The following is a 16,451-nucleotide window of genomic DNA, read 5'->3' as shown; positions in this document are numbered from 1 at the left end:
CCGACGCCCCCGGCACCGCCAAGGAAGATGAATAGCGCCTCGGCCCCTGGGGGTAACATCTCGAACCATGACGCCCACCCCTGAGGACCTCGACATCGTCGCCGAGCAGCTCGGCCGCGCGCCCCGCGGCGTGCTCGAAATTTCCTACCGCACGCCAGACGGCCAGCCCGCGGTGGTCATGACCGCGCCAAAGCTTGACGACGGGACACCGTTTCCCACCCTCTACTACCTCACCGACCCGCGTCTCACCGCCGAGGCGAGCCGCCTTGAGGTTGCCCAGGTGATGAAGTGGATGGAGCAGCGCCTCGGTGAGGACGCCGCGCTTGCCCGAGACTACCGCGCAGCGCACGAACACTACTTGGCTAAGCGCAACGCCATCGAGGACCTCGGAACCACGTTCTCCGGCGGCGGAATGCCGGACCGAGTCAAGTGCCTGCATGTGCTCATCGCCTACGCGCTCGCCGAAGGCCCGCAGCACATCCGCCTCGGCACGGAAGCGGTCGCGCTCGCCGCCGAACACGGCAATCTGCGTGGCACAGCTATCCCCGCGGACTGGCCCACCGTGGACGAGTTGGGCATCGACCTGGAAGAAGCAGGGGAGGGCCTCGCGTGAATCCGGTGACCGTCGCCGCCGTCGACTGCGGTACGAACTCCATCCGCCTGTTGATCAGTCGTCGAAACGAAGACGGCACGAGTGTTGAGATTGCGCGTCGTAACACGATTGTCCGGCTTGGCCAGGGCGTCGATAAGACGGGTACGCTCGACCCCCGCGCCGTGGAACGTACCCGCGCGGCTTTGGCCGCCTATGTCGAGGAAATGGAGGCCGCCGGCGTAACCCGCGTGCGCATGGTCGCCACCTCGGCAACTCGCGACGCGTCGAACCGCGAAGATTTCTTCGCCATGACCCGCGAACTGCTCGGGCGGATCCAGCCGGGTGCTGAAGCGGAAGTAATTTCAGGTGATGAAGAAGCCGCGCTCTCCTACGCCGGCGCCACCGCGGATCTCAACCAGGCGGGCAACGTGTGCGTCATCGACTTGGGCGGGGGATCGACGGAGTTTGTCACCTCGGACTCGTCGATCTCGACTCAAATGGGGTGCGTCCGCGTCACCGAAAGGCTGATGCGCTCTAACCCTCCTGCAGAGCAGGAGGTGGATGCCGCACGCGCTTTCGTGCGCGAGCGGATCGCAGAAGCAGTTGCCGCAGTCGATCTCTCGCGCGCGCAAGGCTTCGTGGGCTGCGCGGGTACCTTCACCACCCTCTGCGCCCTAGCTCAGGGGTTGGAAACATACGACCCTGAGCGCATTCACATGGCCGAAGTGTCGTTCGACAGCGTCAGGCACGTTGCAGCGGAGCTTCTCCGCCAGACCTCGCAGCAGCGCGCGGCACACCCCGCCATTAGCGAAGGGCGCGCCGATGTCATTGCCGCCGGCTGCGTCATTGTGGAAGAAATCATGGATGCCGCGGAGCGGCTGACCAATCATCGCTCGTTCGTAATCAGTGAGAAAGACATCCTCGACGGGATTGTCGCAGGCCTGACCTAGTCCTCGTCGGGTTCGTAGATCTTGTCCTCGGGGTTGGAGGAGCCGCCGCTATCGTTCTTGCGGCCGCGTAGGCGACGCTTGCTCTTGAGATCTTCCACCTCGCGCATGCGTGGCTCAGGATCGAGCTGATTTGCCAGTGCCTTACGGGTCGAGGTGACCACCTGCTTGGTGATGGGCGAATTGGCAACCGCGCGCGAAGCATCAACAATCTGGTGGTAGCGCTTCCTGCCCGCCTTCGTGCCGAACACGTACCCGGCGGCTGCTCCGACAACGAATTGAATCATGGGGCCATAGTACCCATGATTGGATGCACAAGCCTGCATCGATCCGGTTGGCGTGTGAACGTGGGGCCAGCGGGGCTCGAACCCGCGACCAGCGGATTATGAGTCCGCGGCTCTAACCGACTGAGCTATAGCCCCCTTGGTAAGTCCCGACACACCTTACCCGAGCCACCGAAACCAATTGAAATCCGAGTGGCCGAAACTAGGTGCCAAACCACGCCTAAGCTTGCGATTTGGCTACTTTGGGGGCGCTGTCTATAGTTATATCTCGTTGCGGATACGCTTTCCGCGCGATATTCCTCCATAGCTCAGTTGGCAGAGCATTCGACTGTTAATCGAAGGGTCACTGGTTCGAGCCCAGTTGGAGGAGCAAAACGAAGCCAGCCAGAGATGGCTGGCTTTTCTGGTGCTTGAGCGCACCGGAAAAGGTGGGTTAAGGGTCAAAAAGTGTGTCTGGCTCGGCGTGTCGCATGGGGGTTAGATTTGGCCTTTCTGGATGCCGATTGAGTGGGTGTAGTCGGTGTCGATAGCGTTGTCGTAGAGGGCTGGTCGTCCTGTTTCGTGGTCGGCTTGGTTCTCGTTTCGGGTCAGGGTGGATACTTTGGCGAGTTGGCCCTGGCCCCAGTCGGACTGCCTGGCGATTCGTACTGGATCGTCAGGCAGTTCCGTTTTGAGGTAGAGCCACCAATCCAGCATGCGGCGTTGTCGTTCACCGGATCTGCCCCGGTGGGTTCTGGCGAGCAGTTTGAGCTGGGCGTTGATGCCGCCCTCCAGGCTGTTGGTGGTGGATTTAATGCGGTGTTTCTCCAGCACACCTTCTGGTGGGGTGAGGTAGACAAACAGCATCTCGGACCGGAAGAGGTGGTTGAGGCTGTTGTAGGCCTTGCGCACGTTGGGGTGGGTCCACACGCGGGTCCATGCACCGGTTTTGGGGTCTTTGATCAGGGTTTTCTCGTCCATCCATGACCGGTAGATCGTGGAGAATTCGTGCAGTTGCGCACCCCATTGCGCTGCCTCGTCCAGGGTGGTGATCCGGGTTAGCTTCAGCGCAAGTCGATAGATGGTGCGTCCGGCATCGGTGCGTGGGTTGGTGGTGGTGTAGCGGCGTACAACGCGTTGGGCGTGGACGAGGCAGCGTTGAATTTTCGTAGTCGGCCAGCACTTCTTGATTGCGCTGTAGGCTCCCTGGCCGCCATCGATAACGGCGATAAGTGGGGCTTCGATGCGCTCGAGAAGTCGTTGGTAGTCGCGCGTGGTTTCGTGTTTACACCAGTGCCAGGCAATCACGTGGTCGATCGTCGCCGCGACGATCAGACAGCCGCCGGCGGTGTAGGTGCCGTCGAGGAAGATCTGGTCGTAGATCCTCTTGTCGTGGCCGGCGGTGGGGTCAGGCACATCAGCGAGCCAGCACCACTTGAAGCGCCGCTTCATTGTGGCGCGGCTGACGCCGTTTCGTTTGGCTAGGTCGTCCAGTGAGATTGCGGTGGTGCAATGCTCGATGAACTGGGTGAACACTGCCGCGTTGGTGATGTCGTTTCGACGTTTGACGCTGGAGGCGCCGCATTGTTTGCAGCGCCACCTGGTGGTGCCTTTGCTGGTGGTGCCGTTGCGTTTCATCACTGCGCCGCAGTGGCAGCGTGGTTGGTTCTTTGACATTGCGACACCACACCACGTCGCGCATAGCACATCACGGCTGCCACACCGTGGATGTCCCGGCCTGAGGCCGGATATATGCTTCCGGAGCATATACTTTCCTGAAACCTACAGGTCAACCACCGAAAATCGGCGATTCCGGACACACTTTTTGACCCTTAACCCCGGATCGCAGCGACTGGTCTGACGGGTGCCTTAGCCATCGAACTCCTTGGAGCAAGCCCGGTAACTGTGGAGAAAATTGTCGACGGTGACACGATCGATGTGCGTCTCAACGGCGAGACGACACGCATCCGGTTCCTCAACGTGGATACACCCGAAATCGGTCGTGACGGGGCGCCCTCTGAATGCCTTGCCGAAGAAGCCCGCCAGTACCTCGCAGATCGCCTTCCCATTGGCTCTGTGGTGGAGCTTGAATTTGACCAGGAGAGACTGGATAAGTACGGGCGGAGCTTGGCAGGGGTCTTTGTCGACGATTCGCTGATCAATGCGGAAATTGCCCGGGAAGGCCTGGGCCGCGCCGTGGACATCGCCCCCAACCACCGCTTCTACTCCGAAGTAGCCGAGGCGGAAAGGGAAGCAAACGAAGCTAAACGCGGGTTATCAACGCTGGGCCCGGAGTGCTTCGTCGCACAGCAAGATGCGGAGGCGATCCGCGAGGCTGAACAAGCTCAACAGGAGGCGCAGAACTTGATCCTGCTCTTGCCTTACCTGAACGATGACGGCAACCTCGCGCAGGTACAGCGCAGCGCACGACGAATCGCGGAGGCGAGGGCGACACTGGCTACAGTACACACCGCAGGGGAAAGACAATCCGAGTTTCAAAAGAGCGCCTATGGCGACAGCTATAAGGACACGGTGAACACGCTCGAAGATAGGCTTCAGCGCGCCGAATCCAGGATCGACGAGGCTATCGCACGCGAACAGGAACGTCGCGATGCGCAGGAGCGCGCCGAGGAACAGCGCAACGGCGACGACATCGACGCCGCGCGGAAAGACACGGAGAATCAACCTCGGATGGAGTCGTCAGCACCGAGCAGTTCCGCGCCCCCTGCTGCCGCTTTGCACTCGGGAGGCGGGGGAGACACCTACACCGGGTGCCGCGCATACGGAGGAAACTACGCGTTTACCTCCGTAGACGACGAGGGTCGGCGATACGCGAAGATCGACTGCGCTACCAAGGCACAAATCGGCTGAGCTCCGGCGCCTCAATATGGATTAAAAATCCGGTTACAGTGGAACGCATGAAACGTTCACTTGCTGTTATCGGAGCCGCCGGCGCACTCGCGCTGACGGCATTGCCCGCTACCGCGCAGGCGGAGGAGGTTGCACCGTTCGACCCGTTCGCATCCTCGGTGGACACATCGGCCATCGACGGGGCGTTGGTGTCCCTGACCGAAACCAGCTCCAACGCTGTGGCCGCCTGGAGCACCCAGCTTGGATCCGCCGAAGGGCTTTTCCCCGGAATCCTCCCCGCGCCTGTCCCAGCTGGTGAGTGCGCTCCGCAGGAGTTCGACGCCGTCGTCGACGGGTGGCCGGCCGTGGCAGGCACGATCGTCGAATGGTGCAACGGTGAGTGGGCCGTCGCCGGTGCCAAGCAGACGGACTGGAAGGTTTTCTTCCACTACGACGGACAGAACTGGGTCGCGCTCGCGCCGGATGGATCGAAGAAAACCGGTTTGCAGCAGGGCTGCTTCAACGGCATTGCGCTGCGCGAACAGGGCGCTCCGCAAGAGTTCCTCGACCGCACCCCGATCTGCACGCCGGAGGAAATCGGGTACTTCCCGCGGTAAACAAAGCCAGGCTCCGTGGCTGCTTGTGACACAGAAGGGATAACACGTCAAGAGGATGACTTTTCGGTTACCGCGAACCTTCCAAGAGCAGGACACCGCTCAGGCCGTTAGGTACCTGTGCGCCTACTACTCGCGAACTCTGGGTCTGAAGGCTGCGGGCGCGCCCGGGGTGTATTCGGGCGAATACTTCGACCCCTGTGGCGATGACCCCTCCCCGCACTGGTTCACGCCGGAGGACCTGTTCGCGGTCTCGTGCCTGAGCACCCCTATCCCGGCTGAGGCTGGGATCCGCTTGCTGCGCGACGGTGCAGTCAGAGAAAAGGTTGCTGTACTTTTTGAACAGATCCCGAGAAACGTCGGATTGTGGGAATTAGACGACCCTCGCAGTCAACTCGGTGATTTCGCGCTCGAACGCTACCTCAGAAAGCTCCCCGGGATAGGGGAAGTGCGCGCCACCAAGCTCATCGCCCGCAAGCGCCCTGACATCTACCCTGTAGTGGATCGAGTGGTGCGCGAGGTTACTGGGACGTCGACAAGCGAATTTACCGTTCCTTTCGCCCAAGCCCTCCGGGAGGACAATTGCGCGCTTGTTGCCGAGCTGGCGGCGCTCAGCGCCCGCGCCGGGCTTCCAGCGCGGATCAGTCCGCTCCGGGTCTTCGATGTCGTGGCGTGGATGGAGGGTACGACGAAAGAGTCGGACGCTTATGCCGCCGGATACTCCATCGGCGAGCCCGGGCCCAGCGGGAGGCCGAGGAAGTACCACAGCAGGAAGAAGAGGAACCAGCCGACCAAGATCGAGATCGAGTAAGGAAGGGCGAGGGACATCAGGGTGCCCACTCCCGCCTTCTTGTAGTAGCGCTGCAGCAACACCAGTGCAAGGCCGAAGAACGGTGACATCGGGGTGATGATGTTGGTCGGGGAGTCACCGATACGGAAGAGCATCTGCGCCACCTCGGGCGCGACTCCGACGTACATCATCATCGGGACCACAACCGGGGCCATGAGAGCCCACTGCGCGGACCCTGAGGTAATCAGCATGTTGAGCACGGCGACCATGGCGACGAGGCCCGCGAAAAGCAGCACCGGGGGAAGGTCCCACTGCTGCAGTAGCTCCGCGCCCTTAATTGCTGTCCAGGGCCCCAAGTTCGACCACTGGAACCAGGCCAGGAACTGGGACACGGCAAAGAACAGAACCAACATGGGCAGCATCGTCTCAAGCCCCTTGGCCATCATGTCGGGAATGTCGCCGGAGCTCTTGATGCTGCCTGTGGTCAGGCCGTAGGCGAGACCGACGAAGAAGAACCCCAGCGTGATCGGCACCGCCACCGCCTGAATCAGCGGCGACTGCATGAACCCTTCCTCGGGGCGGGCAAACGGGGAGGCAGGGATGAACAGCAGCGCGAAGTAGATGGCGAGGAACACCAGCAAGGTGATGAGCGCGGAGACCAAGCCCTTGGACTCGACCGGTGTAAGGGTCAGGGAAATCTCCTCGGAATCTTCGGGGTCGTTGGAGGGGGCGTCGTCACGCGATTGCTCGAAAGAAACCTCGCTGTGGTCGATGAGCTCGTGCGCCTTCTTATCCACAAAGAATTCCGTCACTGCCGTGATGAGCAGGGAGAGGAACACGGCCGAGGGGATGACGAAGAAAATATTGGCCAGCGGCGAAACTACGTAGTTCTCGTCGACCATTTGGGCTGCCGATGTCGAAATTCCCGCGAGCAGAAGGTCGGTGATGTTGAGAATGAGTGAGGCGTTGAAACCCGCGCTCGACGCCGCGAACGCGACCATCGCACCGACGATCGGGGAGCGGCCGACGGCATGGAAGGCCATCGCGCCGAGCGGGATGATGATGACGTAGATCGCGTCGGAGGCGACGGAGCCCGTGACGCCTGCCAGTGCGATCATGAACGTGAGAATCTTCGGGTTGACGTAACCGACCATGGCGCGCACCATCGTGGAAAGCAGGCCGGTGTATTCGGCGACCGCGACACCCAGCATGACCGCGAGAACCACACCCAGCGGCGGGAAGGAGACGAAGTTCTTCACCGCGTCCGTCACCATCCGTGAGAGGTTCTCGGTGGTCAACAGGGATTCGACCGCGATGGTATTACCGCTGCCGGGTTCTGTGGCGGTCATGCCGATCCGGTTGCCGATCCACGACAGCGCCACAACAACGCCTGAAAGGATGACAAAGAGCCAGAACGGATTGGGCAGCTTGTTGCCGACCTTCTCGATGACTCCGAGGAAACCGCCCCCACCGGTGTCCTTCTCTTCGGGTTCCTTGGTCGTCGTCGACCCTTGAGTGTGTGATCCTGTCATGGCGTCGCTTCCTGGTCGGGATTTGATGTGAAACACCTTAACGCACCCTTAGTATAGGGTGGCGAAGATGTCGCCGAGACGGTGCGGTGAACTGGGCCGGAAGGAGCGAATGAAAGTGTCTACAGTTGCGATGAGAAACCGCGGGAGCGGATGCGCGGCCGCGGCGGCTGCCGTTGTCGCGTTGGTCGCCATCGCCGCGGTGGTGCTCGTGATGATTCGTCCTGCGTTGTTCGGCCTCGGGCGCGAGAGCATCACCGACGAGCAAATCGGGGCATCCTTCAAGGAGATCGCTGAGCTGTCAGTGGAGGAGTACGCGTATTCAACGGTGGGCTCGTTCGAGCAGGAGGGCTTCACCGTCGCGGGGCGCGCCGTCCCCTTTACCGGACGCAACTTCCTGGCGACATTCGATGGATCCGTCAAGGCGGGGCTTCGCGACGCCGAGCAAGTCGTGGTGGACATCGACGAGGACGCCGAGAAACTCACCGTGCGCGTGCCGCGCGTGGCCATCACCGAAAACTCCGTCAACCCAGCAAGCATCACCGTGTACGACCAGTCGATGAATCCCTTGAACCAGATCAGGGTGGACGACGTTGCCGGTTTCCTCGCTGAGCAAGAAAAACGTGCGGAGGAAAAGGCTATAGAGGAGGGTCTTCTCAAGCGCGCCGAGCAGCGCACTGAGGAACTCATGCGCAGCCACGCCAGCGCGTTGATTGAGGGCACCAACATGGCGGGGTATCAGGTGGAGGTGCGCTGGAGCTAAACTCCCCCGGGCGGTTGTTGTCTGCGGTTACACTCGCGCGGGTGAGTGCAGAAGAACTGGAACCGATGCTCCTAACCGTCTACCGCGTCCTCGAATTGATCGGCGTGTTCCTTGCCGCGCTGGTTGGCGGCACGGTTGCACGCACAATGAAGTTCGACATCGTGGGCTTTCTCATCATCGCCGTTGTGTCGGCGCTTGCGGGAGGTGCGCTCAGAGATACCCTTATTAACTCCGGACTCGTCGCCGCCCTAGACAACCCGGAATATGTGTGGACGGCCATGGCCGGCGCTGCGGTGGCGTTTGTCACTCGACTGCACGGATTCTTCTGGACAATCTTCCACTACCACGCGGACATGGCGATCCTCGGTGTGTGGGCGGTAACCGGTTCAACCAAAGCGCTGCTCAACGACGTTTCTCCCCTCGGGTGTGTCCTCATGGGTGTTGTCACGGCCACGGGTGGCGGCATTCTGCGGGACATGATGTGCGGCCAGGTGCCCTCCGTGCTGAAAAACCAGCAGATGACGGTCATCCCGGCTGTCGTCGCAGGAACCCTCAACGTGGGGCTTTACCACGCGGGGTACGACGCCTGGGGAATGATCGTCTCCCCGATCGTGGCGTTCTTGCTGGCCATGCTCGTGTATTGGAAGGGCTGGTACGTCCCGGCGCGCCAAGATTTCGCCCCGGTCAACGACATCGCGCTGAGCCTGCGCCGCTCCTTCAGCGGAGTGGAACAGCAGTTGCGCACCGCCGCGCGGAAGGTGGAGCCCACAGATGTCCGATCGTGGCGGCACGAGAAAATGGAGGAGATCGAGGACGAGGAAGATGGTCTCACCCGCGACGAGTTCATCGACATGCTCTACCGCGCGTACAGCCGATCAGGCGACGACGGGGACACCGGGTGGGTGCGGCGCACGTAACATCGGGTTCATGGACCTAGCCAAGCACCTCTCTGGGTGGCCGGTGGACAACGTCTCGGCCGCGCTCGTCGGAAAGCAGGACGCGACCTACGGCGACGAGCACGTCATCTACGAGCTCATGAGCGTGACCAAGCTACTCGCCGCATACAGCTTCCTCATGGCCGTCGAAGAGGGAGCATTCTCGCTCGATAGCGCCTGCGGCCCCGACGGTTCCACCGTCCGCCACTTGCTTGCCCACGCCTCCGGAGTAGGGCTTGATTCGCGCAAGGCCCAGAAACCGGTCGGTGAGCGGCGCATTTACTCGTCCGCCGGCTTCGAAATTCTCGACGACTTTCTCCACGAGCGCAGTGGGATGCGCCTTGGGGAGTACGCGCGCCTCGGCGTTTTCGAGCCACTCGGCATGGACAGCGCGGAGATTTATGGGTCTGCGGGGCACGGCGGGAGGGCGTCGTTAAGCGATATGCGCGCCTTCGCTCGCGAGTTGACGGCGCCCACGCTGCTGAGCGAGCAGACGCTTATCGACGCCTTCGCCAACCAATTCGGTGAGCTGCGCGGGATCGTGCCCGGATACGGGATGCAGAAGCCCTGCCCGTGGGGTCTGGGATTTGAGATCCGGGGCGAGAAAGCGCCGCACTGGACCGGTGACAACATGCCTGCAGACACTGTGGGGCACTTCGGAATGTCCGGCACCTATCTCTGGGTCGTGCCGGCGTGGTCAGATTCACCGGCAGCGGGGACCGCGATGGTCGTTCTCACCGACCGCGATTTCGGCGATTGGGCGAAACCTTTGTGGCAGGAGACGAACGCGGCGGTGTTTGAGGAGCTTTCCGGCTAGGGCGTGGAGCTGAACTCTGCCGTGGCTGAGTGTTGTTCTGTTGCTGGCGGGGGTGTGGGCAGGCAGAATCGGCGGTGTTCTTAGGTTTGCGACAATGTGGGGGTTTGTCGGTGCGTCGGTTCGGTGTGGTTGTTGGCTTGGTCGGGGTTGTCGGTGTGGTGTCGGGGTGTGCGTCGGGTGCGGACGTGGGTGCGGCGGGTCAGACGGGTGCTGCTGGGCCTGCATCTTCGGAGGCGGCTGTTTCTCCGGAGCCGGCTGCGTTTCACTTTGACAGTGGGGACTTGGTGATCGGGCCGTTTGATCCCGAGGAGGTCAAGCACAATCTTTTCGACCCGTGCACGGAAATCTCCGATGCGGAGTTCGCGGCGGCGGGGTTGGTGAAGAGCGAGGTGCAGCCTGAGCAATCCGCGCTTAATGATCGGTATATCAGTACTTGCGCTTTAGACGACGATGACGACTACGGAGTGGTGCTTGTCGTCGCTAACGCCGCCGACAGAAACATTATTCTCAGTTCCTCTCCTTCTTATACCGTGAGCTCGCTTGTTCCACCGGGCGCGTTCGCTTTTGGGGCTCCAAGTGGTTTAGGAGACTCGTGCGATGTAGCGGTGGAGACGGATAGAGGAACGCTGTCCGTGAGCGTGGGGTCGGCACGAATGCTTAACGATCCGTCAACTCTATGTTCGCAGGCGGAGGAACTGATGAACGCTCTTTACGAGCAGCACTCCGTTGATCACTAAAGTGTGCATCGCATTTGATCCTTTCCCGAAAAAGCAGCTTTAGAATTCGAGCTGTCCGATCAGATCCTGGAAGCGTGCTCCCTGGCTCGCTTTCAGGAAGTTCATCTAGGTGGGGGAATGAATCAGAAAATGCAGGTGAATGTTGGGGAGATTGAAGGTGCGATTTCCCAGCTGCGCTCTATAGCGAGCGACGCTCTACTCGATCGCCAGGGTTTCGGGCGCGGAGATCTTGCGGGGTTTTCTCCTGTGTCGGGTCTTGATGAGTCGGGGGTGTCGCATGGTCGTGTGTCGTCGGTGAGTCGTCCGGAGGCGTTGAAGGCGTTGGCGGCGCATGTGCTGGATGCTGCGGTGTTGCTGGAGGCGAATTTGGATAGTGTTGTTGGTGCTGATGGGGCGTTTTCCCACATGGTGGGTTCTATTGGGTTAGCCAATGTGTGGGGTGCGTCGGCGTCGGCGGTGGATGTGGATATGAAGTTGGCGCAGGTGGAGAACCCGTCGACGAATCCGTTTGTGTTCGGCCGTCCGGTGGCTGGGTTTGTGGCGTCGTTGCCGGTGTTGCATGGCCAGTTCCAGGCCACTGATCCATCACGTGTGCTGTCGGAGGCGGCGGCGTGGGAGTCGACGGTGGTCAAGGTTTCTGAGGTGGTGTCTCGGTTGGATGCGGTGGTGGCGGCGTTGGGGTCGTCTGCGGAGACGTCGTGGGTGGATAAGGCGATTGAGCGGGTGCGGCGGATTCAGTGGGCGGGTGGCCAGTTTGCGGCGCATGCTTCGGCGATGGGGGTGCATGCGGGTAATTTGGCGGCGGTTGCTGGTGCGGAGAAGGCGACTGCGGCAGCGGCGTATGCGTCGTGGTTGGCGGCGCCGGTGGAGGTTAAGCCGGTGGTGGAGCAGGCGTATATGGCGGCGTTTCCGCCGCGGTTGACGGCAGGGTTGGTGCCGACGGTGCCGCCTTTTAATCAGTTGTTGCCGGCGTTGGATGCGATGCCTGCGGCACCGTTTTCACCGGAGGCGGTGGTGGTGCCTGCCGCACCAGCGTTTGAGAGCCGTGTGTTGCCGCAGGTGGTCAAAGATGCGTTGGTGGCTAACGGGTTTTCGGATGTGGCGTATGCGACTACTCCGCAGGACGTGTTGGCGGCTGCACCCGCAGGTGGCGCGGGTGTTGGTGCGGGTGGCCTGTCACCGGTTGCGGGTGCGACGCAGGCGGCATCGGTGGCGACGCTGCCTCCGGTTACGGCAGCTCCGGCTGGGTCTGCCCCGGTGGTGTCGGCGGGTCATGCCGGGTTCGGGGCATCACCACTGGGTGTCACCCCGGGGGTAAGTCCTGTGTTGGGCACAGGTGGTGCTCATAGCGGTGCCCGCGGTGCTGTGCCGGGTGGCCGTGTAGGTGGCAGGCAGGGTGTGGGTTCTGCTGTGGGTGCGGGTGCTGGGTCCGCGGTGGGCCTTATCGGCCGCGGCGGTGCGGGTGTGGGTACGATCCAACCCGGTCTCACGGAGGGTGTCCGATTCTTTGTGTGCGGGGGCTTGGTTTACAAGTAGTCCGCGAATCGGTCGGGGTATGCCACGGCTAGTTGGTTGATGGCTTGTTTCCACCCGGTGGCTTTCGCTCCTTCAATATAGCCGCTGCATTCGATGGCGCGCTTCGCTTTCTTCGCTCGCTGGGCAGCGCGCTTGTCCTCGATGTTGCAGATCATCAGCCACAGCGTTTTCAGCGCCGCAGTATCGTTCGGGAACTGGCCGCGGTTGCGGGTGGCTTTCCGCAGCTCAGCATTCAGCGATTCGATCGAATTCGTGGTGTAGAGTACCCGCCGTGCCGCAGGCGGGAACTGCAAAAACGGCACAAACCGGTCCCAGGCGTCGCGCCAGACTTTGACCGATTGCGGATACTTCCGTCCCAGCTCGGACGCCTCGAACGCGTCCAGGGCGGCGCGGGCGGTGTCCTCATTCGGCGCGGTGTAGACCTCCCGCAACGCGCTGGATACGGGTTTGCGGTCTTGGTAAGACACCCACCTATTTGCCGCCCGGATCAGATGCACGATGCAGGTCTGCACCATGGAATTCGGCCAGGTTGCCTCCACGGCGTCCGGCAGGCCTTTGAGCCCGTCGCAACAGACGATGAACACGTCTTGGACCCCACGGTTGGCAAGGTCAGCGCACACGGATGCCCAAAAACTGGCGCCTTCATTGTCTGCGATCCACAATCCCAGGATGTGCTTGATGCCGTCCATGTCGACGCCTACCGCCATGTAGCAAGACTTGTTGACCACGCGGTGGCCATCGCGGATTTTTACGCGTAGCGCGTCGAGGAAGATCACCGGGTAGAACTCGTCCAACTGGCGGTTCTGCCACAGCATCACCTCATCAAGCACCGCGTCAGTAATCGTGCTGATGGTATCCGGGCTCATGTCCACCCCGAGGGTGGTGGCGAGGTGGTGCTGAATATCGCGCACGGTCATCCCACCGGCGTACAGCGAGATGATCATGTCGTCGAGCTCGGTCAAACGGCGCGACCCCTTCGGCACCATCTGCGGGGTGAACGTGCCGGCACGATCCCTGGGCATGGTGACCTCTAGTCGGCCGTAGCCGGAATCGACGGTCTTGGTGTACGACCCGTTGCGGTGATTGCTCTCCTGTGCGGTTTCCAACCGGGCTTTCGCCTTACGGTCGGCATGGCCGTAGCCCAAATGTGCATCCATCTCCGCCTGCAGACCGGCGTTGATCGATGCCTGCAACAGGCCTTTGACCAGATCGCTTGCATCATCTGCAGAGGTCGACAGTTCGCTGATCAAGCTGGCGAGCTCAGGATTTTCCATCAGCTTCTCGCTGATCTCATTGACCCTTGCCGGGTCGTGGCCTTTCTTCGGTGACACCTTAGTCATTATCGGTGAAACTCCTTCTAGATCAGAGCCTCACACACAAACTTCCTGACACCCTCGTCTCACGGGCCCGGGGCTCACGGGCCCTGCTGTTGGCGCCCCGCTGTCACCTGGGCCTGGCACGACATCAACGACGAGCACTGCGCACACCGCGAATCGTTCCGTGGTGGTCGGTGGCCCGATGAGCCCAAGCGCCCACGCAGGCGGTGGCGGGTCGAGGAAGCGTCGCGTGCGGGCGGTGACCAGCGCCGTGGAACGCAACGGCAACCTGCGCGCCCTGCTCGGTGATGCCCCCGCAGTACTACCCGACGTCATCGGCTACGACGTCCGCACCCCACGACACACAACCTAACGCACAGCGAAGAACGCCTTCTTGCTCAAGAGGTCCGGCTGGATCGCGAGAACGCCCTCACCAGCAGTGCCGGCGGGAATCAGGAACGCCTCGTTGCCGCTTACCGACGCGCCACTGTAGAGCGACGTCAGCGTGTCCAGGGCGTCGGGGGCGACGACAAGCGTGTCGAAAGACGTCACGCTGCGGCCGTCGGGGGTGACGTACTCGATTAGGGGCATGGGCATCGAGCCCTGCGGATTGTCACCCTTGTAGGTGATGGTGACGTTCGCCAGCGCGTAGGCCTGGTCTGGGCCCGGCTGATCGTTGACCGGGTTTTCGGCGGTCACCGCATCTGTTGCATCGAGGTCAACGCTGTTGAGGGTGACGGACCATTCTTCGTTTTCCACAGTGGCGCCGATCGGCAGCGGGTTGTCGCGCGTGGACCCCGCGGCTGACCCTCCCTGAGCGGCGGAGCCCTCTGCGACCGGGGCGACCGCACTTTCCGGTCCTGCTACGAATACATCCTGGTTGAAGCTCTCGTCGAAGGCCCGTCCGACGGCGAACAGGAAAACAATTACCGAAACGATGGTTCCGACGATCGAGACGATGACGGCGGCCACGGCGGTGCCCTTCTTAGCCTTCATGAACAAGCCAATGATGCCGAGGATGAAGCCGATCGGCAGAAGGATCCAACCGAGGATGAATGCGCCAGGGATGCAGCCGAAAATGAAGCCGGCAATCGCGCAGACGAGCGCGATGATTCCAACGGTGTTGCGCTGAGGTGGCTCCACCGGTGCGACCGGCTGGGCTGGCCCGACGGGGGCGGTGTACAAGGTTGACATGGGAAAACTCCCTTCGAGGGCGCAAGCCCCCGCTAGTGGTGGACTGGTGGGAGGAAGAGTAGAATCCGCCCCAGACACCACCTCACAGGACCTCGACAGAATGTTCTAAGCCGCTGGGTGAGGGCTGGGAAATCGGTCGATTCGGGGTAACCTCACCGTCATGCTTGCCATCCTCGCAGCTCTCGCCATCGGCTCGATCATTCCGATTCAAACGGCCGCCAATTCGCGATTGCGCTTGAGCGTGGGAGGGTTCCCCGTCGTCTCGGCGCTGATTTCCTTCACGGTCGCGTTTCTCGTTTCCGTCATCGCGACAGCAATTCTCGTCGGCCACCCCGTGCCGGACTTTGCTGCTGCGGTGCGCGAGCCGTGGTGGGTGTGGTCCGGAGGCGCGTTGGGCGTGATGTTCGTGATGGGCAACATTCTGCTGTTTCCCCGCATCGGGGCCGTGGCCACGGTGGTGCTGCCGATCCTCGGGCAGGTAGTGATGGGCCTGACCATCGACCAGTTCGGGTTGTTCCGTGCGCCTCAGCTCGACGTCGGGTTAGGGCGGATTCTGGGTGCGATCGTGGTCGTGGTGGGGATTGCGCTTGTGGTGGGTGTCGGCAAGCAAGGTGCGGTGGTGAGCGGTTCGTGGGCGTGGCGCGCGGTTGGGGTGGGGATTGGTATGGCCTCGGCGGCGCAGACGACGATCAACGGGCACCTGGGCACGGTCGCGGGGTCGTCGCTGCATGCTGCGGAGATCAACCTTGCCGTCGGGGCGCTGCTGCTGTTCGCCATTGCGCTGGTGACATCGCCGCGGCAGCTGGTCACGCGGCCTGAGCCGGGGCCGTGGTGGATGTGGTCCGGCGGTGTGATCGGCGCGATCTTTGTCGCAGGTGGTGCGACGCTCGCCCCGGTGCTGGGCACGGCGACGACAGTGATTGGGATCAACGCAGGCACGATCGCGGGCGGCCAGGTGATTGAGTCGATGGGGTGGTTTGGGGTGAAGCGGCTGCGTGTCGACCCCCTGCGCGTGGTGGGGCTGTTGCTCATTTTCGCGGGCGTGGTCGCGGTGCGCACTCTCTAACCCTCAACAAAAGCTTCACGAAATAGGGGTGTAAAGCTGTGGTTGAGGGTTGCTCGTGGTGGCTGTGTGACGCAACATCGGTCATGAGATTTTTGAGGCCGTTGGGGAAGACGAACCTCGTCTCGTCGCGCACCCACCGCTCGCAGCAGCGGTAGGGGGCGCGGCGCCGCCACGCATTGGAGGACACCCCATGACTACGACACTCGCCGCCACCACGTCCGCCGTCATCGACATTGACGGGATGCCCGCGCGCCTGCGGGGGGACGTCGAGAAGCTATTGTGCGAACTGCCCCAGGACCGAGCCGACTACTCGCTTTTCGATGTCTGGGACACAGCCTGGTTCACCCGCTGGCACCGCAACCCCGACGGCACGATCGGCTGCCGCGAACTGGTGTACGCCCCCGCTGCGGACCTGGCGCGCTTCCGCGAAAACCTCACTACGCTGGCACAGCGGGCGGGTTTCGCGGCGCAACTCACAACCCGTGTCGCATAGTTTCCCTAC

General features: G+C 62.1%; 18 protein-coding genes and 2 tRNA genes. 14 read left to right on the top strand and 6 right to left on the bottom strand.

Annotated features, from left to right (window positions below; genetic code table 11):
- Positions 1 to 67 precede the first annotated feature (67 nt).
- Both RIU96_RS10700 and RIU96_RS10695 read left to right on the top strand, forming a co-directional pair.
- Positions 68 to 613 carry a DUF501 domain-containing protein gene (locus RIU96_RS10700; RefSeq protein WP_136652774.1) on the top strand — a complete coding sequence of 182 codons (546 nt, stop codon included), beginning with the start codon at positions 68 to 70 and terminating at the stop codon, positions 611 to 613.
- Positions 610 to 1,542 (top strand): Ppx/GppA phosphatase family protein, encoded by a 933-nt coding sequence (locus tag RIU96_RS10695; RefSeq protein WP_136652773.1) that lies wholly within the window; start codon positions 610 to 612, stop codon positions 1,540 to 1,542. Before RIU96_RS10700 ends, RIU96_RS10695 begins: the two co-directional genes overlap by 4 nt.
- Here RIU96_RS10695 and RIU96_RS10690 read toward each other — a convergent pair.
- Positions 1,539 to 1,826 (bottom strand): hypothetical protein, encoded by a 288-nt coding sequence (locus RIU96_RS10690; RefSeq protein ID WP_259822913.1) that lies wholly within the window; start codon positions 1,824 to 1,826, stop codon positions 1,539 to 1,541. The two genes, RIU96_RS10695 and RIU96_RS10690, sit on opposite strands and share 4 nt — an antisense overlap.
- A 61-nt stretch (positions 1,827 to 1,887) precedes the next feature.
- Positions 1,888 to 1,961 (bottom strand) — tRNA-Ile (locus RIU96_RS10685).
- 159 nt (positions 1,962 to 2,120) lie between these two features.
- Here RIU96_RS10685 and RIU96_RS10680 point away from each other — a divergent pair.
- Positions 2,121 to 2,193: transfer RNA gene (locus RIU96_RS10680), tRNA-Asn, on the top strand.
- A gap of 107 nt (positions 2,194 to 2,300) precedes the next feature.
- Here the strand turns inward: RIU96_RS10680 and RIU96_RS10675 are convergent.
- A complete protein-coding gene (locus RIU96_RS10675; protein ID WP_144780175.1) occupies positions 2,301 to 3,479 on the bottom strand; it encodes an IS1249 family transposase in 1,179 nt (392 codons plus the stop codon).
- A gap of 228 nt (positions 3,480 to 3,707) precedes the next feature.
- On the opposite strand from RIU96_RS10675, the gene RIU96_RS10670 reads away from it, so the two are divergent.
- From RIU96_RS10670 to RIU96_RS10660, 3 genes are read left to right on the top strand one after another with little or no spacing between them, the layout of a single operon-like run.
- Complete coding sequence (locus RIU96_RS10670; RefSeq protein WP_311204978.1) at positions 3,708 to 4,673, top strand: thermonuclease family protein; 966 nt, start codon at positions 3,708 to 3,710, stop codon at positions 4,671 to 4,673.
- A 47-nt stretch (positions 4,674 to 4,720) separates the two neighbouring features.
- Entirely contained in the window at positions 4,721 to 5,269 is a 549-nt protein-coding gene (locus RIU96_RS10665; RefSeq protein WP_144689246.1) for a hypothetical protein, read from the top strand.
- 55 nt (positions 5,270 to 5,324) lie between these two features.
- On the top strand, positions 5,325 to 6,077 hold the full coding sequence (locus tag RIU96_RS10660; RefSeq protein WP_186309866.1) for a DUF6308 family protein: 753 nt from the start codon (positions 5,325 to 5,327) through the stop codon (positions 6,075 to 6,077).
- On the opposite strand, the gene RIU96_RS10655 is transcribed toward RIU96_RS10660, so the two are convergent.
- Entirely contained in the window at positions 5,972 to 7,588 is a 1,617-nt protein-coding gene (locus tag RIU96_RS10655) for an AbgT family transporter (RefSeq protein WP_259787413.1), read from the bottom strand. The genes RIU96_RS10660 and RIU96_RS10655 overlap by 106 nt on opposite strands.
- Positions 7,589 to 7,718: 130 nt before the next feature.
- On the opposite strand from RIU96_RS10655, the gene RIU96_RS10650 reads away from it, so the two are divergent.
- The 5 genes from RIU96_RS10650 (at position 7,719) to RIU96_RS10630 (ending at position 12,373) form a co-directional block, all read left to right on the top strand.
- Entirely contained in the window at positions 7,719 to 8,348 is a 630-nt protein-coding gene (locus tag RIU96_RS10650) for a DUF4230 domain-containing protein (RefSeq protein ID WP_259896392.1), read from the top strand.
- 41 nt (positions 8,349 to 8,389) lie between these two features.
- Positions 8,390 to 9,265 (top strand): trimeric intracellular cation channel family protein, encoded by an 876-nt coding sequence (locus RIU96_RS10645; protein WP_311204977.1) that lies wholly within the window; start codon positions 8,390 to 8,392, stop codon positions 9,263 to 9,265.
- A gap of 10 nt (positions 9,266 to 9,275) precedes the next feature.
- A complete protein-coding gene (locus tag RIU96_RS10640) occupies positions 9,276 to 10,100 on the top strand; it encodes a serine hydrolase domain-containing protein (RefSeq protein ID WP_311204976.1) in 825 nt (274 codons plus the stop codon).
- Positions 10,101 to 10,129: 29 nt separating this feature from the next.
- Complete coding sequence (locus RIU96_RS10635; protein ID WP_311204975.1) at positions 10,130 to 10,837, top strand: DUF3558 family protein; 708 nt, start codon at positions 10,130 to 10,132, stop codon at positions 10,835 to 10,837.
- Positions 10,838 to 10,954: 117 nt separating this feature from the next.
- Positions 10,955 to 12,373, top strand: coding sequence for a hypothetical protein (locus tag RIU96_RS10630; RefSeq protein ID WP_311204974.1), 1,419 nt, complete (start codon positions 10,955 to 10,957; stop codon positions 12,371 to 12,373).
- On the opposite strand, the gene RIU96_RS10625 is transcribed toward RIU96_RS10630, so the two are convergent.
- Positions 12,364 to 13,713 carry an IS256 family transposase gene (locus RIU96_RS10625; RefSeq protein WP_144317273.1) on the bottom strand — a complete coding sequence of 450 codons (1,350 nt, stop codon included), beginning with the start codon at positions 13,711 to 13,713 and terminating at the stop codon, positions 12,364 to 12,366. The genes RIU96_RS10630 and RIU96_RS10625 overlap by 10 nt on opposite strands.
- A gap of 178 nt (positions 13,714 to 13,891) precedes the next feature.
- On the opposite strand from RIU96_RS10625, the gene RIU96_RS10620 reads away from it, so the two are divergent.
- Positions 13,892 to 14,062, top strand: a complete 171-nt coding sequence (locus RIU96_RS10620; RefSeq protein WP_311204973.1) for a hypothetical protein — start codon at positions 13,892 to 13,894, stop codon at positions 14,060 to 14,062.
- Here RIU96_RS10620 and RIU96_RS10615 read toward each other — a convergent pair.
- Positions 14,059 to 14,883, bottom strand: a complete 825-nt coding sequence (locus tag RIU96_RS10615; protein ID WP_144689236.1) for a DUF4190 domain-containing protein — start codon at positions 14,881 to 14,883, stop codon at positions 14,059 to 14,061. The genes RIU96_RS10620 and RIU96_RS10615 overlap by 4 nt on opposite strands.
- A 160-nt stretch (positions 14,884 to 15,043) precedes the next feature.
- Here RIU96_RS10615 and RIU96_RS10610 point away from each other — a divergent pair, with 160 nt between their 5' ends.
- Together RIU96_RS10610 and RIU96_RS10605 are read left to right on the top strand one after the other, a co-directional pair.
- Positions 15,044 to 15,949, top strand: a complete 906-nt coding sequence (locus tag RIU96_RS10610) for a DMT family transporter (protein WP_144742185.1) — start codon at positions 15,044 to 15,046, stop codon at positions 15,947 to 15,949.
- 190 nt (positions 15,950 to 16,139) lie between these two features.
- Complete coding sequence (locus RIU96_RS10605) at positions 16,140 to 16,442, top strand: hypothetical protein (RefSeq protein WP_144318032.1); 303 nt, start codon at positions 16,140 to 16,142, stop codon at positions 16,440 to 16,442.
- The last annotated feature ends 9 nt before the right edge of the window (positions 16,443 to 16,451 follow it).

The sequence above is a fragment of the Corynebacterium sp. Z-1 genome (genome assembly GCF_031844665.1).
Classification (GTDB): Bacteria; Actinomycetota; Actinomycetes; order Mycobacteriales; family Mycobacteriaceae; genus Corynebacterium; species Corynebacterium sanguinis.
The sequence above is the reverse complement of the archived record's forward strand: the minus strand, read 5'-3'. Positions and strand labels throughout refer to the sequence as shown.

Excerpts from the sequence above, each read along its gene's own strand:
- RIU96_RS10615 (WP_144689236.1), bottom strand. The coding sequence starts at position 14,883 with ATGTCAACCTTGTACACCGCCCCCGTCGGGCCAGCCCAGCCGGTCGCA.
- RIU96_RS10665 (WP_144689246.1), top strand. The coding sequence starts at position 4,721 with ATGAAACGTTCACTTGCTGTTATCGGAGCCGCCGGCGCACTCGCGCTG.
- RIU96_RS10700 (WP_136652774.1), top strand. The coding sequence starts at position 68 with ATGACGCCCACCCCTGAGGACCTCGACATCGTCGCCGAGCAGCTCGGC.
- RIU96_RS10620 (WP_311204973.1), top strand. The coding sequence starts at position 13,892 with ATGAGCCCAAGCGCCCACGCAGGCGGTGGCGGGTCGAGGAAGCGTCGC.
- RIU96_RS10690 (WP_259822913.1), bottom strand. The coding sequence starts at position 1,826 with ATGATTCAATTCGTTGTCGGAGCAGCCGCCGGGTACGTGTTCGGCACG.
- RIU96_RS10625 (WP_144317273.1), bottom strand. The coding sequence starts at position 13,713 with ATGACTAAGGTGTCACCGAAGAAAGGCCACGACCCGGCAAGGGTCAAT.
- RIU96_RS10675 (WP_144780175.1), bottom strand. The coding sequence starts at position 3,479 with ATGTCAAAGAACCAACCACGCTGCCACTGCGGCGCAGTGATGAAACGC.
- RIU96_RS10655 (WP_259787413.1), bottom strand. The coding sequence starts at position 7,588 with ATGACAGGATCACACACTCAAGGGTCGACGACGACCAAGGAACCCGAA.
- RIU96_RS10610 (WP_144742185.1), top strand. The coding sequence starts at position 15,044 with ATGCTTGCCATCCTCGCAGCTCTCGCCATCGGCTCGATCATTCCGATT.
- RIU96_RS10640 (WP_311204976.1), top strand. The coding sequence starts at position 9,276 with ATGGACCTAGCCAAGCACCTCTCTGGGTGGCCGGTGGACAACGTCTCG.
- RIU96_RS10630 (WP_311204974.1), top strand. The coding sequence starts at position 10,955 with ATGAATCAGAAAATGCAGGTGAATGTTGGGGAGATTGAAGGTGCGATT.
- RIU96_RS10660 (WP_186309866.1), top strand. The coding sequence starts at position 5,325 with ATGACTTTTCGGTTACCGCGAACCTTCCAAGAGCAGGACACCGCTCAG.
- RIU96_RS10605 (WP_144318032.1), top strand. The coding sequence starts at position 16,140 with ATGACTACGACACTCGCCGCCACCACGTCCGCCGTCATCGACATTGAC.
- RIU96_RS10650 (WP_259896392.1), top strand. The coding sequence starts at position 7,719 with ATGAGAAACCGCGGGAGCGGATGCGCGGCCGCGGCGGCTGCCGTTGTC.